A 14,659-nucleotide genomic window follows, 5' to 3' on the forward strand; every position below is an offset into this window, starting at 1 on the left:
CTCCGCGGCACGGGCGCGACCGTCACGCCGGGCGGTGGCCGTGGTTGGACTTACGGGTGCGCCACTTGCGCTTGCGGGTGCGTTTGGACATGAGGATGTACCTCCACATCGGACTTCCGCGTACGGATGGTCCGAGGCCCTGTCCGGGCGATCTTGTCGGGCCTGTGACGACAGCTACGGCACCTCGCTGTGTTGTCGGAGTCGCCCGAGTACGCCCAGTACGAGGACGATCCTCCGCCGTGCGATGCACCGCATCTGACGCCACAGGCTGATCCTCGAAGATCGCCCGGACAGGACCTGGTCGAGGAGGCCCCTGCCGTCGAGCCCCTACGCGCGGCCGATCGGTGCCAGCACCGCGGAGGTGAGGGCCGCCAGGTCCGACGGGGAGAGTTCGACCTCCAGGCCGCGGCGGCCCGCCGAGACACAGATCGTGGGGTGGCCGGCCGCCGAGTCGTCCAGCACGGTGGGCAGGCGCTTGCGCTGGCCCAGCGGCGAGATCCCGCCACGGACGTACCCCGTCGTGCGTTCCGCAGCCGCCGGGTCCGCCATCGTCGCGCGTTTGCCGCCGACCGCCGTGGCCAGGGCCTTGAGATCCAGTTTGCCCGCCACCGGCACCACCGCGACCGTCAGTTCGCCGTCGACGTCCGCGACAAGCGTCTTGAAGACCCGGTCGGGGGAGACACCGAGCGCCTCGGCCGCCTCCTCGCCGTACGACGCGGACGCCGGGTCGTGGGCGTACTCGTGCACGGTGAACTCCGTGCCCGCCGCGGTCAGCGCGACCGTCGCGGGCGTGCCGCCCGGTTTCCTGGGCTTCTTCGCCACGTCGAGGGGCTCCTGTTCAGTTGGGGCTCGTCGGCGCCCGCGTCAGATCGACCGCGGGCAGCGACGGAAGATGCCGGATCACCGCGGTCTCCGCGCGCAGCAGCGTCAGTTCCTCGCGCAGCCGCGCCGCGGTGTCCTTCGCCTCCAGGAGCCGCTGCTTCGCGGGGGTGTCCAGCACGGCCGCCGCCGCGACCAGATAGGACACCACCGACGGCTCGTCGGGCAGGTCCGCTCCCGTGGACAGCGAGCGCTCGCGGGCCCCCGCCAGCCGCTTCTGGTAGCTGCGGAAGGCCCGCAGCACACCCTCGGCGAGCGCTCCCGCGCCGTCCCCGGTCTCTTCCGGGAGCTCCTCCACCTCGGCCGTCAGAAAAGGGCCGCTCGCGTCGACCGAGAGCAGCCGGATCCGGGTCGTACCGGTGGCGAGCACCTCGAAGCTGCCGTCGTCGCGCTCACGGATGGTGGCGGCGTCGGCGATGCAGCCCACGGGGTGGAAGGCCTGGACGGGATCGTCGCCGAAGCCCGCCGTGGGGCCGCGCTCGGGCACAGCGGTCTGGTCCGGCATCCCGGGCAGCGTCGGCGCGACCTCCCGGCCGTCGCGGATGGCGACCACGGCGAAGCGGCGCGGCTCGGACTCGTCCGTCTTCAGCAGTTCGCGCATGAGGGCGCGATAGCGCTCCTCGAACACGTTCAGGGGCAGGACGAGACCCGGGAACAGCACCGAGTTGAGCGGGAAGAGAGGGAGACGTGCGGTGGTCACAACGGTCAAGCCTAATGGTCCGCGGACCCGCTTCGTCCGGCCCTTGCCCGCAGAGGTCTCGAGGAGGCGATCTGCAGCCGTACCGCGTCCCGTGCGTCGAGGAACCGGCCGAGCGGATCGTCCGAGAGGTGGTTCCACGGGAAGGATGTGGCATACGGCCCGATGAGCCGGAACTGTTCCAGCGCGGGTTCCCAGCGCCGCCGCCCCGCCAGCACGTACGCCGTCAGGTTGCGGACCTCCGCGGGCCATGGGTCGCCGGGCTCGTAGTCCGCCGAGAGGGCGACCGCGAGATCGGCCGCCGCGTCGATCCGGTCGTCCTGGACGGAATTGGTGTCACCGCTCAGCAGTTGCGCGAAGGCCGCCCGCACCGGCAGGGCCTGCACCAGGGACCCGGGCAGTGCGTCGGCCGCGGCCTGCTCGGCGAAGTCGAAGCACTCGCGGTGCGAGCCGTACCACTGGGCGGACAGGTACTGCAGGGCCGCGACGTGGCATCCGTAGTGGTGCGAGGAGCGGCGGACGGCCTGCTCCCACAGCGACTCGAAGGCCGTGTGCGTGGCATGGGTCCCCCGCGCGTGGTCCAGGGCGATCCGCCACGGCACCGGGTCGTCCGGGTCCGCCTCCGCCGCCGCGTCCAGCAGCGGGCCGACCTCGCGCAGCCGCTCGGCGCGCGCCGGTGACTCCCAGGCCCTGCGGACGGCCAGCTCCGCCTTGAGGACCAGCGCGTCCGGGTCGCGGGGCGCGACGGCGAGCCAGGAAGTGAGCCATTCGTCCCGGTTCAGGGCGAAGGCGGCGAGCCGCAGAACGTAGCGGTCCCGGTCCTCCCAATCGGCTGATTCCCGTGTGGTCGCGAGCAGTTTGGCGGCCGGTTCCCACTCCCCGAACGCTGCCGCCACGAGGGCAGGGCTGAGCCGTTCGTCGGGCGCGTCGAGCAGAACCGCCTGGTCGGGCGGCAGACCGTGGGCGATCCGCGGGGCGGTGCGGACCCTCCGTGCGGTGCGCATCAGGACTCGAAGCAATGACATGGTGCGGACCATTGAAAACCGCAGGTGGGGGCGGCGCCAGAGGATTGCTGTGAAGCTTTGGTGGCGGCCGGATGGTTGTCCTGACGGAAGCCAAGAGAGCGTAAAGAAAGTGACTCAGCCGCGCCGCAGAAGACGGGACGCGCCGGCCGCGACCGTCGTGGCGAGAATCCACCCCAACAGCACCAGCGCGGCGGCGGCCCACTGCCAGCGGCTGTCAAGCAGCCAGTAGCCGTCCTGGCCGAGATTGATCACCGGCACCAGCAGATCCAGCGCGTACAGCGGGGCGTTCCATTCGGGATGCTCCCCGGACTTGATCGGTGCCGGTTCCACCTGGGAGAAGGCGATCGTGCCGGCCGCCCACAGCACCGCCATCCACAGCGCGGCCCGGCCGGGACGGTAGCCGTACGCCACCGTCCAGTCCTGGAGCAGGCCCCACAGCTTCCCGGCCAGCGGCAGCGTCTCGCGGCGCCGGCGCTGCTTGGCGAGCAGCACTTCCCGGGCGTCCTCGTCCTCGCCGCTGTTGCGCAGCACGGTCGCGAGGCGTTCGTACGGCTCGGGGGAGTACTCGGGGGTCGCCGAGGCCACCCATTCCAGCCGTCTGCTCAGCGGAAACTCCTCGTACGGGACGAGGTTCTCGTAGACGAACCCGCCCATCGCGAGTCCTCCCGGGCCCGGCCAGCTGACCGCCATGTCGATCAGGGTGACGACCTTCGCGCCGTTCAGCACGACCCGGCCCTCCTCGGGCCGCTCGGCGCTGAACCGCAGCTCGGGTGTCACGATCCGGCGCAGTGACAGCTCCTCGCGCGCGTTCAGCACGAACCGCGCACGGTTCAGATCGATCGCGTCACCGAAGCGGCCGTCATCAAGACGCACCCCGCCCCGGCACTCGAACGGCTGAAGTCTCGTCCCGCGCCCCGCGGTGCTGCCCCGAGGGGTGCCGAACGGGGGAGTGGCGCCCTGGTTGCCGGTGGCCTCGCTGACCCACGCGCCCGTCATGTAGAGCGTCCGCTCCACGCTGAGCTGGGGTGCGTTCAGCGCCCGGCGCTCGCCCGCGGCCCGCAGTCTGCTGCCGCGCAGGCTGAGCGAGACGCCGACCTTCGCGCCGCGCAGGCTGAACTCGCCGTAGGTCTCTATCAGTTCCGCCTGTAAGTCCTGCGCGACCGACATGCCGTCCGCGGTGATCGCCCGGCCCCTGCGGTCGGGCCGTACATGGATCTGGTTGATCAGCAGGTCGGTGCCGATCTGGGCGTCCGTGAGCCGGATGCCGTGCTCGACGCGGCAGCGCGGCAGATGCAGATCGCCCTCGGTGCGCAGCCGGGCCGCCTCGATCCGCGGGATGGCGCAGCCGACCATGCGCACGGTGGTGAAGTGCGCCTCGGGCATGAGCAGTTCATTCTCGAAGCGGCAGCCGTTCAGCTCGACGTACGGGGCGATGCTGCCGCCGGCGAGCTTGAGGGTGCCGGTGATCTGGATCCCGCGCAGCTTCAGCGCGGCGACCCGTCCGGGGCGGGCGGTCGGTCCGCTCAGCAGCAGCCGGGCGACGATGGACGCGCGGACGCTGCGGTCGGGACCCCAGGGGCGTGGCGAGAAGGGGTCGTTCAACAGGGGATTGGGATCGCTCAGGTCGTATGTGCTTCCGTTCCGGAAGGCGTTCCACATGCGTTCCTCGGGCGGGCTCAGCCCGTCGGGAGGACCGTCGTCCAGCGGCTCGGTCACTGCCGCTCCTCCGCTTCCTTGGCTCGTACAGCTGTTCTTCCCGCTGAGTAACCAACTGAACGCATGTGGTCATGGTCAAAAAGAGTGGCGTGTATCAGCCATTGATACGGACGATCGGAGGCCGGACCCGGTCTGAGAGAATTGTCTGCGTGATCTCTCGAATCGATCTGCGCGGCGACGCCCTCCCCGAGGGCGCTGCTCTGCGTGACCTGTTGCCCCGTGCCGAGTTCGACGTGGAAGCCGCCCTGGAGAAGGTGCGGCCCATCTGCGAGGACGTGCATCATCGGGGCACGGCGGCGCTGATCGATTACGCGGAGAAGTTCGACGGCGTCACGCTGACGCAGGTGCGGGTGCCCCGCGCCGCGCTCACCGAGGCGCTGGAGCAGCTCGACCCCGAGGTCAGGGCCGCGCTGGAGGAGTCGATCCGGCGCGCCCGGATCGTGCACCGGGCGCAGCGCCGCGCCGAGCACATCACCCAGGTCGTCCCCGGCGGCACGGTCACCGAGAAGTGGGTGCCCGTCGAGCGCGTCGGGCTCTATGCCCCGGGCGGCCGTTCCGTCTATCCCTCCTCCGTGATCATGAACGTCGTGCCGGCGCAGGAAGCGGGCGTCGAGTCGATCGCGCTCGCCTCCCCTCCGCAGAGGCCCCGCTTCGACGGTGACCCGGCCGGCGGCCGTCCGCACCCGACGATCCTGGCCGCGTGCGCGCTGCTCGGCATCGACGAGGTGTACGCGGCCGGCGGCGCCCAGGCCGTCGCGATGTTCGCGTACGGAACCTCCGGACCCGACGGGTGCGCCCCCGCCAACATGGTCACCGGCCCGGGCAACATCTGGGTCGCCGCCGCCAAGCGCTACTTCACCGGACGCATCGGCATCGACACCGAGGCCGGCCCGACCGAGATCGCGGTCCTCGCCGACGACACCGCCGACCCGGTGCACGTCGCCGCCGACCTGATCAGCCAGGCCGAGCACGACCCGATGGCCGCCGCGGTGCTGGTCACCGACTCCCCGGAGCTGGCCGACGCGGTCGAGAAGGAGCTGGAGCCGCAGGTCGCGGCCACCAAGCACGTGGTCGACCGGATCCTGCCGGCCCTGGGGGGCAAGCAGTCCGCGATCGTCCTGGTCGACGACATCGAGGCGGGTCTGCGGGTCGTCAACGCCTACGGGGCCGAGCACCTGGAGGTCCAGACCACTGGCGCCGCCGCGGTCGCCGCCCGCGTCCGCAACGCCGGAGCGATCTTCGTCGGCCCCTGGGCCCCCGTATCCCTCGGTGACTACTGCGCGGGCTCCAACCACGTGCTGCCGACCGGCGGCTGCGCCTGCCACTCCTCGGGACTGTCCGTCCAGTCGTTCCTGCGCGGCATCCACATCGTGGACTACAGCCGCGACGCCCTCGCCGAGGTCACCCATCACGTGGTCACCCTGGCCGAGGCCGAGGACCTGCCGGCGCACGGCGCCGCCATGAAGGCGCGTTTCGGCTGGAAGGTGCCGCAGAAGTGACCGGCATCGACGATCTCCCCATCAGGGACGAGCTGCGCGGCAAGTCCCCGTACGGCGCGCCCCAGCTGGACGTGCCCGTCCGGCTGAACACCAACGAGAACCCCTACCCGCTGCCCGAGGCGCTGGTCGACCGGATCACCGAGCGGGTCCGCGAGGCCGCCCGCGGCCTCAACCGCTACCCCGACCGGGACGCCGTCGAGCTGCGCACCGAGCTCGCCCGTTATCTCACCCGCACCACCGGGCACGAGGTGGGCGCCGCGGGCGTCTGGGCGGCCAACGGCTCCAACGAGGTCATCCAGCAACTGCTCCAGACCTTCGCCGGGCCGGGCCGTGTCGCCATCGGCTTCGAGCCCTCGTACTCGATGCACGGTCTGATCTCCCGGGGCACCGGCACCGCCTGGATCTCCGGCCCGCGCCACGCCGACTTCACCATCGACGTGGCGGCGGCCCGGGAGGCCGTCGCCGAGCACCGGCCGGACGTCGTCTTCATCACCTCGCCCAACAACCCCACGGGCACCGCGGTCGATGCCGAGACCGTCGTCGCCCTGTACGACGCGGCGCAGGCGGCCAAGCCGTCCCTGGTCGTGGTCGACGAGGCGTACGTGGAGTTCAGCCACCGCCCCTCGCTGCTGCCGCTGATCGAGGGCCGGCCGAATCTCGTGGTGTCGCGCACCATGTCCAAGGCCTTCGGCGCCGCCGGACTGCGCCTGGGCTATCTCGCCGCCGATCCCGCCGTGGTCGACGCCGTCCAGCTGGTCCGCCTGCCGTACCACCTGTCGGCCGTCACCCAGGCCACCGCGCTCGCCGCCCTCGAACACACCGATACCCTGCTCGGGTACGTCGAGCAGTTGAAGACCGAGCGCGACCGCCTGGTCGCAGAGCTGCTCGCCATCGGGTACGAGGTCACCGAGTCCGATGCCAACTTCGTGCAGTTCGGACGGTTCCCCGACGCGCACGAGGCCTGGCGGCAGATCCTCGACCACGGCGTCCTGGTCCGTGACAACGGCGTACCCGGATGGCTGCGGGTCACCGCCGGCACCCCCGAAGAGAACGACGCGTTCCTCGATGCGGTTCGCGCTTTGATGAAGGAACGCAGCAAGAAGGAGCAGAGCGCATGAGCCGCGTAGGACGGGTCGAACGCACCACCAAGGAGACGTCCGTCGTCGTCGAGATCGACCTCGACGGCACCGGGAAGGTCGATGTCGCGACCGGGGTCGGCTTCTACGACCACATGCTCGACCAGCTGGGCCGGCACGGGCTGTTCGACCTCACCGTGAAGACCGAGGGCGACCTCCACATCGACTCGCACCACACCATCGAGGACACCGCACTCGCGCTCGGCAACGCCTTCAAGCAGGCGCTCGGCGACAAGGTCGGCATCTACCGCTTCGGCAACTGCACCGTGCCGCTGGACGAGTCCCTCGCCCAGGTCACCGTGGACCTGTCGGGGCGTCCGTACCTCGTGCACACCGAGCCCGAGAACATGGCGCCGATGATCGGCGAGTACGACACGACGATGACCCGGCACATCCTGGAGTCGTTCGTCGCGCAGGCCCAGATCGCGCTGCACGTGCACGTGCCGTACGGCCGCAACGCGCACCACATCGTGGAGTGCCAGTTCAAGGCGCTGGCCCGCGCCCTGCGTTACGCGTCCGAGCGCGACCCGCGCGCGGCCGGCATCCTCCCGTCCACGAAGGGCGCCCTGTGACCGGCCTCTCCACCGTTCTCATCGTCGTCGGGCTCTTCCTCGCCGGCGGTGTGTACTCCTTCATCAAGCAGGACATGCCCCGGGGCCTCGTCGTGCTCCTCGGTATCGGGTCCGCGATGTGCCTGGTCGCCGGTGTCCTGCGGATCCAGGGGATCTGGGAATGAGCACTCCGAAGAAGGTCGTCGTCTTCGACTACGGATTCGGCAACATCCGCTCCGCCGAGCGGGCGCTGGCCCGGGTCGGCGCGGACGTCGAGATCACCCGTGACTTCGACACGGCGATGAACGCCGACGGACTCCTCGTCCCGGGCGTCGGCGCGTTCTCCGCCTGCATGGACGGCCTCAAGCGCGCCCGCGGCGACTGGATCATCGGCCGCCGGCTCTCCGGCGGCCGCCCCGTCATGGGCATCTGCGTGGGCATGCAGATCCTGTTCGGCCGCGGCATCGAGCACGGTGTGGAGACCGAGGGCCTCGACGAGTGGCCCGGCACGGTCGGCCCGCTCAAGGCGCCCGTCGTCCCGCACATGGGCTGGAACACCGTCGAGGCACCGGCCGGCAGCAAGCTGTTCGCCGGCACCGACGACGACACCCGGTTCTACTTCGTGCACTCCTATGCCGTGCACGAGTGGGAGCTGGAGGTCACCAACGCCGCCATCCGCGCCCCCCAGATCACCTGGGCCACCCATGGCGAGCGCTTCGTGGCCGCCGTGGAGAACAACGCGCTGTGGGCGACCCAGTTCCACCCCGAGAAGTCCGGCGACGCCGGCGCCCAGCTGCTGACCAACTGGATCGAGACGCTGTAATGCCGAAGCTTGAACTCCTTCCCGCAGTCGACGTCCGCGACGGACAGGCCGTCCGGCTGGTGCACGGCGAGTCCGGCACCGAGACGTCCTACGGCTCCCCCCTGGAGGCCGCCCTGGCCTGGCAGCGCTCGGGCGCGGAATGGCTGCATCTCGTCGACCTGGACGCCGCGTTCGGCACCGGCGACAACCGCGAGCTGATCGCGGAGGTCGCGCGCGCCATGGACATCAAGGTGGAGCTGTCCGGCGGCATCCGCGACGACGCCTCGCTCGCCGCGGCCCTCGCCACCGGCTGCACCCGGGTCAACCTGGGCACGGCCGCCCTGGAGACCCCGGAGTGGGTCGCCAAGGTCATCGCCGAGCACGGCGACAAGATCGCGGTCGGCCTGGACGTCCGGGGCACGACCCTGCGCGGCCGCGGCTGGACGCGCGACGGCGGCGACCTCTACGAGACGCTGGCCCGCCTCGACTCCGAGGGCTGCGCGCGGTACGTCGTCACCGACATCGCCAAGGACGGCACTCTCCAGGGCCCCAACCTGGAGCTCCTGAAGAACGTCTGCGCCGCGACCGACAAGCCGGTCGTCGCCTCCGGCGGCGTCTCCTCGCTCGACGATCTGCGGGCCCTCTCCTCGCTGGTCCCCGCCGGTGTCGAGGGCGCGATCGTCGGAAAGGCGCTGTACGCCAAGGCGTTCACGCTGGAAGAGGCGCTCGCGGCGGTGTCGGCATGACCGATTCCGTACGCCGTCTCGCCTCGGAGAACCCGTGGGAGGAGTCCTTCGGCTACTCCCGCGCCGTCGAGCTGCCGACCGGCCTGGTCCTCGTCTCCGGCTGTACGTCGACCGTCGGCGGCCAGATCTCCGCGGGCGGCCCCTACGAGCAGGCGGTCACCGCGTTCGGTGTCGCCATCGACGCGCTGAAGGAACTCGGCCTCGGCCGGGAGCACGTGGTGCGGACGCGGATGTACCTCACGCACGCGCGTGACGTGGAGGACGTCGGCCGCGCGCACAAGGAGCTGTTCGGCGAGGTCCGCCCCGCCGCGTCCATGCTCATCGTCTCCGGCTTCGTCGACCCGAGCCTGGTCGTCGAGGTGGAGGTCGAGGCGTACCGGGGAGGTGCCGGATGAGCCTCGCGGTCCGTGTCATCCCCTGTCTGGACGTGGACAACGGACGGGTCGTCAAGGGGATCAACTTCCAGAACCTGCGCGATGCCGGCGACCCCGTCGAGATGGCGAAGCTGTACGACGCCGAGGGCGCCGACGAGCTCACCTTCCTCGACATCACCGCCTCCTCGGGCAACCGGGAGACGACGTACGACGTGGTGCGGCGCACCGCCGAGCAGGTCTTCATCCCGCTCACCGTCGGCGGCGGTGTCCGCTCGGCGGAGGACGTCGACAAGCTGCTGCGGGCGGGCGCCGACAAGGTGGGCGTCAACACGGCGGCGATCGCCCGGCCCGAGCTGATCCGTGAGATCGCCGAGCGCTTCGGCCGGCAGGTGCTGGTGCTGTCGGTGGACGCCCGGCGTACCGCGTCCGGTTCGTTCGAGGTCACCACGCACGGCGGCCGTGAGGGGACCGGTATCGACGCCGTCGAATGGGCGCACCGGGCCGCCGAGTTGGGGGCGGGCGAGATCCTGCTGAACTCGATGGACGCCGACGGCACCAAGGACGGCTACGACACCGAGATGATCGCGGCGGTGCGCAGGCATGTCACCGTGCCTGTGATCGCGAGCGGCGGCGCGGGCCGGCTGGCGGACTTCGCCCCGGCGGTCGACTCCGGCGCGGACGCCGTCCTCGCGGCCTCCGTCTTCCACTTCGGCGATCTGCGGATCTCCGAGGTGAAGGAGGCCCTGCGCGGATCCGGTCACCCCGTGCGCTGACGCCGGGCGACGGTCCGGGACCGTGGTCTGGGCCGTCGGGCGAACTGTCCGAGACGCAGGACAAACTGTCCGAAAACTGGCGTCCGTCCCTCCTGTGGGCCGGGTTAGCGTGCCGTTGGACCCATGATGAACAGGGGGAACAGCATGGTGACCCGGCCCATCGCCGATCTCGCGGAAATCAGTCCGCACTTCGTCAGCGACCCGTATCCCGTCTACGCCAGGCTCCGCGCGGAGGGGCCCGTCCATCACGTGCGCGCTCCCGACGGCGAGGAGCTGTGGCTCGTCGTCGGGTACGAGGCGTGCCGTACCGCCTTCACCGATCCCCGGCTGAGCCGGGACTGGATGAAGTCCGGTGACATCACCCAGATCGTGAACACGGACCAGGACCAGCCGGCGCTCGCGCACATGCTGATGTCCGACCCGCCGGACCACACCCGCCTGCGGCGGCTGGTGGCACGGGAGTTCACTCCGCGCCGCATCGAGGCGCTCGCCCCGCGCGTCCAGCAGATCACCGACGAACTGCTGGACTCCATGACGGCGACGGAGGAGCGGCGGGCCGACCTGGTGGCCTCGTTCGCCTTTCCGCTGCCCATGACCGTCATCTGTGAGCTGCTGGGCGTGCCCGGGATGGACCGCGACGCCTTCCGCGGCTGGTCCAACGAGATGGTGGCGCGCACCAGTCCGGAGGCGGAGGCGCAGGCCTACCAGGAGACGACGGCCTACCTCCGGGAGCTGATCGCGGCCAAGCGCCGGGACCCGGGTGAGGATCTGCTCAGTGCGATGATCCACGCCGTCGACGAGGGCGGCGACCGGCTCTCGCCGGACGAACTCATCGGGATGTCCGTCCTGTTGCTCATCGCGGGGCACGAGACGACGGTCAACCTCATCGGCAACGGTATGCGCGCGCTCTTCGCGCATCCGGACCAACTCGCCGCGCTGCGTGCGGACTTCTCGCTGCTCGACGGGGCGATCGAGGAGATGCTCCGCTACGACGGCCCGGTGGAGGCCTGCACGGACCGACTGGCCCTCGCGGACGTGGAGATGGAGGGCGTCACGATCCCGGCGGGCTCCACCGTGCTGATCGCGATGGCGGACGCCGACCGTGATCCGGCGCGCTTCAAGGACCCGGACCGGTTCGACATTCGCCGCGACGCTCGCGGCCACATCGCCTTCGGGCACGGTCTGCACTACTGCCTCGGCGCGCCGCTGGCCCGGCTCGAAGGGCGCATCGCGATCCGCGGACTGCTGGAGCGCTTCCCCGGACTGGCGCTCGACGCGGACGTGGCGGACCTCCCCTGGATGCCGGGGATGCTGATCAGGGGCGTACGGAAGCTGCCGGTGCGCTGGTGACACCGGCCCCCTGACCCATCAGGGCCTGCGATACGAAAGAGAAGTTGCGCAAATCTTATTGCGCAACTTCTCTTTCGTATCTACGGTCGGGTCATGGCCGACCACGAGACCCAGCGCATCACCGACGTCGAGGCCCTCAAGGTCTTCACACACCCGCTGCGCATCAAGCTCTACCGCGCCCTCTACACGGCCCGCACGGCCACTGCCTCCCACCTCGCCGACCAGGTCGACGAGGCCGTCTCGCTGGTCAGTTACCACCTGCGCAAGATGGCCGAGCACGGGTTCATCGAAGAGGCGCCGGACGCGGGCAAGGACGGCCGCGAGCGCTGGTGGCGTCTCTCCACCGAGCGGGGATTCACCTTCCGCACCTCGGACTTCGACGGCCCCGAGGGTGCGGCGGTCGCCGGCACCGTCATCCGCCGGCTCGTCGACACCCGCACCGAGCGGTACGCCGCCTACCTCGACCAGCTGGCCGCCTGGCCCGACGAGTGGACCGACGCCGCCTTCAGCTCTGAATACGTGCCCCGCCTCACCTCCGCGGAACTCCAGGAGATGGCCGACGAGATCGGCGAGCTGATGCGCCGTTGGACCGACCGGGGGCGCGCCGCCGAGGAGAGCGGTGACACGGCCGGGCGTGAACACGTCGCGGTCCACATGTACGGATTCCCCTTCCGCCCCTGACGCCCCGTGTCGACACCGGCGTCCGCCTGCCCGAAGGAGCCCGAGTGACCGCGACCGTGACCGAGACGTCCAGCCCCGGCATACCGGCCCCCGCCGCCCACCGCGACGGCAACGTCCTGCGCTGGCTCGCCGCCTACGCCGCCTCCCTCGTCGGCGACAGCATCTACTTCCTCGCACTCGGCTGGGCCGCCGCCCAGATCGCCGGGCCTGCCCAGGTCGGCATGGTGATGGCCGCCGGAGCCGTGCCCAGAGCGCTCCTCATGCTCGGCGGGGGAGTGATCGCCGACCGTTTCGGCCCGCGCCGGGTCGTCATCACCTCCGACGCCGTCCGCTGCGCCGTGATCCTCGCCGTCGCCGGCGCGCTTACCCTTGCCACGCCCGGCCTGTGGCTGCTGATCGCCGCGGCCCTCGTCTTCGGCGCGGTCGACGCCCTGTTCATGCCCGCGGTCGGCGCTCTGCCGCCCCGCATCACCGATGCCGGGCAGCTCGTACGCGTCCAGGGACTGCGCGCCCTTGTCCAGCGCGTCGGCACCACCACCGGCCCGCCCCTCGCCGGATTCGCGATGGGCACCGGGGGGCCCGGGGCCGCCTTCGGTGTCGCCGGCGGCCTGTTCGCACTCTCGCTGGTCCTGCTCGTCGCGGTGCGGATCGCACCGCTGCCCGGGGGCATCGGCGAGGACCGCGGCGAAACCCCCTGGCAGCAGTTGCGGGGCGGACTGCGCCACATCCGCCGCCATCCTCTGATCGGCCCGCTCGTTCTCTCCGGAGCCCTCAGCGAACTCGGAGCCATCCCGCCGCTGAACGTCGGTCTCGTCCTCCTCGCCGACGAGCGCGGCTGGGGTCCCTCGGGCGTCGGCTGGATCGTCGGCGCCTTCGGGGTGGGCGCCGGAGCGAGCGCCCTGCTGCTCACCGTCGCCCGCCGGCTGCCGCGCGCCGGGGCGGTCCAGATCGCGGCCCTCGTCGTCGGCAGCGCCGCCCTCGGCTCACTGGCGCTGGCGCCCGGACTCGTCACGGCCGTCGCCCTCGCGGGAGCCACGGGCCTGTTCGCGGGCGTCTGCGGGGGACTGGCGGTCGCGCTGATCCAGAGCGCGACCGACCCGGCCTACCTCGGCCGGGTCAGCTCGGTCATGGCGCTCAGCAGCGTGGGCATCGCCCCGCTCGCGTACCCACTCTTCGGGTTCGCGACCGACAGCTTCGGCACCGTGCCCGTCTTCCTCGCCTTCGGCGCCGTCAGCATGACGGGTGCGGCCGTCGGGCTCCTCACCCCGGCCGTCCGCCGCGCCGAACTCGTGCGCTGATACCGCTACACCCCGAGAACCCCGAGGACCGCGAGAACCCCGCTACATCCCGAGCTGGCCCATGTCCCGCAGCCGGGTCACCGCGTCCTTGTCGCCCTCCAGCTCCACCTGCGCCGCGTCCTGCCGGCCGAAGGCGAAGACTGTCAGCTCACCCGGCTCACCGGTGACCGTGACCACCGGCGCGCCGCGATGACCGACCGCGGTCTGACCGTCCGGCCGCCGCAGCACCAGGCCCACCGGGGCCTTGCGGCCCAGCAGCCGGGCCACCTTCTCCAGCCGCGACCACAGCGCGTCCTCGAAGACCCGGTCCAGCGTGCGCGGGGTCCAGTCGGGCTGCGCCCGGCGCACATCCTCGGCGTGCACGAAGAACTCGACGGTGTTCGCGGCCTCGTCCACCTGTTTGATCCCGTACGGCGACATCCGCGGCGGTCCCGTACGGATCAGCCGGATCAGCTCGTCGTACGGCCTGGCCGTGAACTCGGCCATCACCCGGTCGAGCCGGCTCCTGAGCAGCGGGATCATGATCCCGCCGGCCGCGTCGGCCCGCCGCTCACGCACCACCACGTGGGCCGCGAGATCCCGGGTCGTCCAGCCGTCGCACAGAGTGGGGGCATCGGGGCCCGCCGCCTCCAACAGATCGGCGAGCAGAAGTCGTTCACGCTTCGCATGGGTCGACATGTCCGCCAGCCTACGGCGGCGGCACACGGTCCGCCCAGTGGACATACCGTCCAGCGCGCGCCCGCAACACGGCACAATGGGCGTATGACCAGCAGTGTCCCCGCCAGCTCCCTCGATCCCGCCGTCGCCGAACGCCTCAAGCGCGACGCCGGCGGGCTCCTCCCGGCCATCGCCCAGCAGTACGACACCGGTGAGGTGCTGATGCTCGGCTGGATGGACGACGAAGCCCTCCACCGCACGCTGACCACCGGCCGGTGCACCTACTGGTCGCGCAGCCGCCAGGAGTACTGGGTCAAGGGCGACACGTCGGGCCACGTCCAGCACGTCAAGTCCGTCGCCCTGGACTGCGACGCCGACGCCATCCTCGTCAAGGTCGACCAGATCGGGGCCGCCTGCCACACCGGCGACCGCACCTGCTTCGACGCCGACGTGCTCCCGCTCGGCAAGTAGGCTC

Annotated in this window: 17 protein-coding genes; 12 read left to right on the forward strand and 5 right to left on the reverse strand. The window is 71.2% G+C overall.

Annotated elements, in window-relative coordinates; translation table 11 throughout:
* Positions 1 to 327 precede the first annotated feature (327 nt).
* From ybaK to RPQ07_RS27555, 4 genes are all read right to left on the reverse strand, one after another.
* The gene (gene ybaK, locus RPQ07_RS27540; protein ID WP_313946894.1) at positions 328 to 822 is read right to left on the reverse strand and encodes a Cys-tRNA(Pro) deacylase; all 495 of its coding nucleotides are present in this window, start codon (positions 820 to 822) and stop codon (positions 328 to 330) included.
* A gap of 16 nt (positions 823 to 838) precedes the next feature.
* On the reverse strand, positions 839 to 1,579 hold the full coding sequence (locus tag RPQ07_RS27545; RefSeq protein ID WP_313946896.1) for an LON peptidase substrate-binding domain-containing protein: 741 nt from the start codon (positions 1,577 to 1,579) through the stop codon (positions 839 to 841).
* A gap of 11 nt (positions 1,580 to 1,590) precedes the next feature.
* Positions 1,591 to 2,613: a hypothetical protein gene (locus tag RPQ07_RS27550; RefSeq protein ID WP_313946897.1), complete on the reverse strand. Its 1,023-nt coding sequence runs from the start codon at positions 2,611 to 2,613 to the stop codon at positions 1,591 to 1,593.
* Between the two features lie 102 nt (positions 2,614 to 2,715).
* Positions 2,716 to 4,317 (reverse strand): oxidoreductase, encoded by a 1,602-nt coding sequence (locus RPQ07_RS27555; protein ID WP_313946898.1) that lies wholly within the window; start codon positions 4,315 to 4,317, stop codon positions 2,716 to 2,718.
* Between the two features lie 149 nt (positions 4,318 to 4,466).
* Here RPQ07_RS27555 and hisD point away from each other — a divergent pair, with 149 nt between their 5' ends.
* From hisD to RPQ07_RS27610, 11 genes are all read left to right on the forward strand, one after another.
* Positions 4,467 to 5,816 (forward strand): histidinol dehydrogenase, encoded by a 1,350-nt coding sequence (gene hisD, locus RPQ07_RS27560; RefSeq protein WP_313946899.1) that lies wholly within the window; start codon positions 4,467 to 4,469, stop codon positions 5,814 to 5,816.
* On the forward strand, positions 5,813 to 6,934 hold the full coding sequence (locus tag RPQ07_RS27565; RefSeq protein ID WP_313946900.1) for a histidinol-phosphate transaminase: 1,122 nt from the start codon (positions 5,813 to 5,815) through the stop codon (positions 6,932 to 6,934). Before hisD ends, RPQ07_RS27565 begins: the two co-directional genes overlap by 4 nt.
* A complete protein-coding gene (gene hisB / locus RPQ07_RS27570; RefSeq protein ID WP_313946901.1) occupies positions 6,931 to 7,524 on the forward strand; it encodes an imidazoleglycerol-phosphate dehydratase HisB in 594 nt (197 codons plus the stop codon). Before RPQ07_RS27565 ends, hisB begins: the two co-directional genes overlap by 4 nt.
* Positions 7,521 to 7,688, forward strand: a complete 168-nt coding sequence (locus RPQ07_RS27575) for a hypothetical protein (RefSeq protein ID WP_313946902.1) — start codon at positions 7,521 to 7,523, stop codon at positions 7,686 to 7,688. The genes hisB and RPQ07_RS27575 overlap by 4 nt, the downstream gene beginning before the upstream one ends.
* Positions 7,685 to 8,326: an imidazole glycerol phosphate synthase subunit HisH gene (hisH, locus tag RPQ07_RS27580; protein WP_313946903.1), complete on the forward strand. Its 642-nt coding sequence runs from the start codon at positions 7,685 to 7,687 to the stop codon at positions 8,324 to 8,326. Before RPQ07_RS27575 ends, hisH begins: the two co-directional genes overlap by 4 nt.
* A complete protein-coding gene (priA, locus tag RPQ07_RS27585) occupies positions 8,326 to 9,051 on the forward strand; it encodes a bifunctional 1-(5-phosphoribosyl)-5-((5-phosphoribosylamino)methylideneamino)imidazole-4-carboxamide isomerase/phosphoribosylanthranilate isomerase PriA (protein ID WP_313946904.1) in 726 nt (241 codons plus the stop codon). The genes hisH and priA overlap by 1 nt, the downstream gene beginning before the upstream one ends.
* Positions 9,048 to 9,446: a RidA family protein gene (locus tag RPQ07_RS27590; protein WP_313946905.1), complete on the forward strand. Its 399-nt coding sequence runs from the start codon at positions 9,048 to 9,050 to the stop codon at positions 9,444 to 9,446. Before priA ends, RPQ07_RS27590 begins: the two co-directional genes overlap by 4 nt.
* Entirely contained in the window at positions 9,443 to 10,198 is a 756-nt protein-coding gene (gene hisF / locus RPQ07_RS27595) for an imidazole glycerol phosphate synthase subunit HisF (protein WP_313946906.1), read from the forward strand. The genes RPQ07_RS27590 and hisF overlap by 4 nt, the downstream gene beginning before the upstream one ends.
* Before the next feature lie 144 nt (positions 10,199 to 10,342).
* Entirely contained in the window at positions 10,343 to 11,548 is a 1,206-nt protein-coding gene (locus RPQ07_RS27600; protein ID WP_313946907.1) for a cytochrome P450, read from the forward strand.
* A 93-nt stretch (positions 11,549 to 11,641) separates the two neighbouring features.
* Complete coding sequence (locus RPQ07_RS27605) at positions 11,642 to 12,229, forward strand: helix-turn-helix domain-containing protein (RefSeq protein ID WP_313946908.1); 588 nt, start codon at positions 11,642 to 11,644, stop codon at positions 12,227 to 12,229.
* 44 nt (positions 12,230 to 12,273) lie between these two features.
* Positions 12,274 to 13,527: an MFS transporter gene (locus RPQ07_RS27610; RefSeq protein ID WP_313946909.1), complete on the forward strand. Its 1,254-nt coding sequence runs from the start codon at positions 12,274 to 12,276 to the stop codon at positions 13,525 to 13,527.
* Positions 13,528 to 13,569: 42 nt separating this feature from the next.
* Here the strand turns inward: RPQ07_RS27610 and RPQ07_RS27615 are convergent, their stop codons facing one another.
* On the reverse strand, positions 13,570 to 14,205 hold the full coding sequence (locus RPQ07_RS27615) for a TIGR03085 family metal-binding protein (RefSeq protein ID WP_313946910.1): 636 nt from the start codon (positions 14,203 to 14,205) through the stop codon (positions 13,570 to 13,572).
* A gap of 84 nt (positions 14,206 to 14,289) precedes the next feature.
* Here RPQ07_RS27615 and hisI point away from each other — a divergent pair, with 84 nt between their 5' ends.
* Positions 14,290 to 14,655 (forward strand): phosphoribosyl-AMP cyclohydrolase, encoded by a 366-nt coding sequence (hisI, locus tag RPQ07_RS27620; protein WP_313946911.1) that lies wholly within the window; start codon positions 14,290 to 14,292, stop codon positions 14,653 to 14,655.
* The last annotated feature ends 4 nt before the right edge of the window (positions 14,656 to 14,659 follow it).

The organism is Streptomyces sp. AM8-1-1, from assembly GCF_032229325.1.
Classification (GTDB): domain Bacteria; phylum Actinomycetota; class Actinomycetes; order Streptomycetales; family Streptomycetaceae; genus Streptomyces; species Streptomyces achmelvichensis.

Bases quoted from the DNA above. Each gene is read 5' to 3' on its own strand.
- RPQ07_RS27605 (WP_313946908.1), top strand. From the start codon at position 11,642: ATGGCCGACCACGAGACCCAGCGCATCACCGACGTCGAGGCCCTCAAG.
- hisB (WP_313946901.1), top strand. From the start codon at position 6,931: ATGAGCCGCGTAGGACGGGTCGAACGCACCACCAAGGAGACGTCCGTC.
- RPQ07_RS27600 (WP_313946907.1), top strand. From the start codon at position 10,343: ATGGTGACCCGGCCCATCGCCGATCTCGCGGAAATCAGTCCGCACTTC.
- priA (WP_313946904.1), top strand. From the start codon at position 8,326: ATGCCGAAGCTTGAACTCCTTCCCGCAGTCGACGTCCGCGACGGACAG.
- RPQ07_RS27550 (WP_313946897.1), bottom strand. From the start codon at position 2,613: ATGGTCCGCACCATGTCATTGCTTCGAGTCCTGATGCGCACCGCACGG.
- hisI (WP_313946911.1), top strand. From the start codon at position 14,290: ATGACCAGCAGTGTCCCCGCCAGCTCCCTCGATCCCGCCGTCGCCGAA.
- hisF (WP_313946906.1), top strand. From the start codon at position 9,443: ATGAGCCTCGCGGTCCGTGTCATCCCCTGTCTGGACGTGGACAACGGA.
- RPQ07_RS27615 (WP_313946910.1), bottom strand. From the start codon at position 14,205: ATGTCGACCCATGCGAAGCGTGAACGACTTCTGCTCGCCGATCTGTTG.
- RPQ07_RS27590 (WP_313946905.1), top strand. From the start codon at position 9,048: ATGACCGATTCCGTACGCCGTCTCGCCTCGGAGAACCCGTGGGAGGAG.
- hisH (WP_313946903.1), top strand. From the start codon at position 7,685: ATGAGCACTCCGAAGAAGGTCGTCGTCTTCGACTACGGATTCGGCAAC.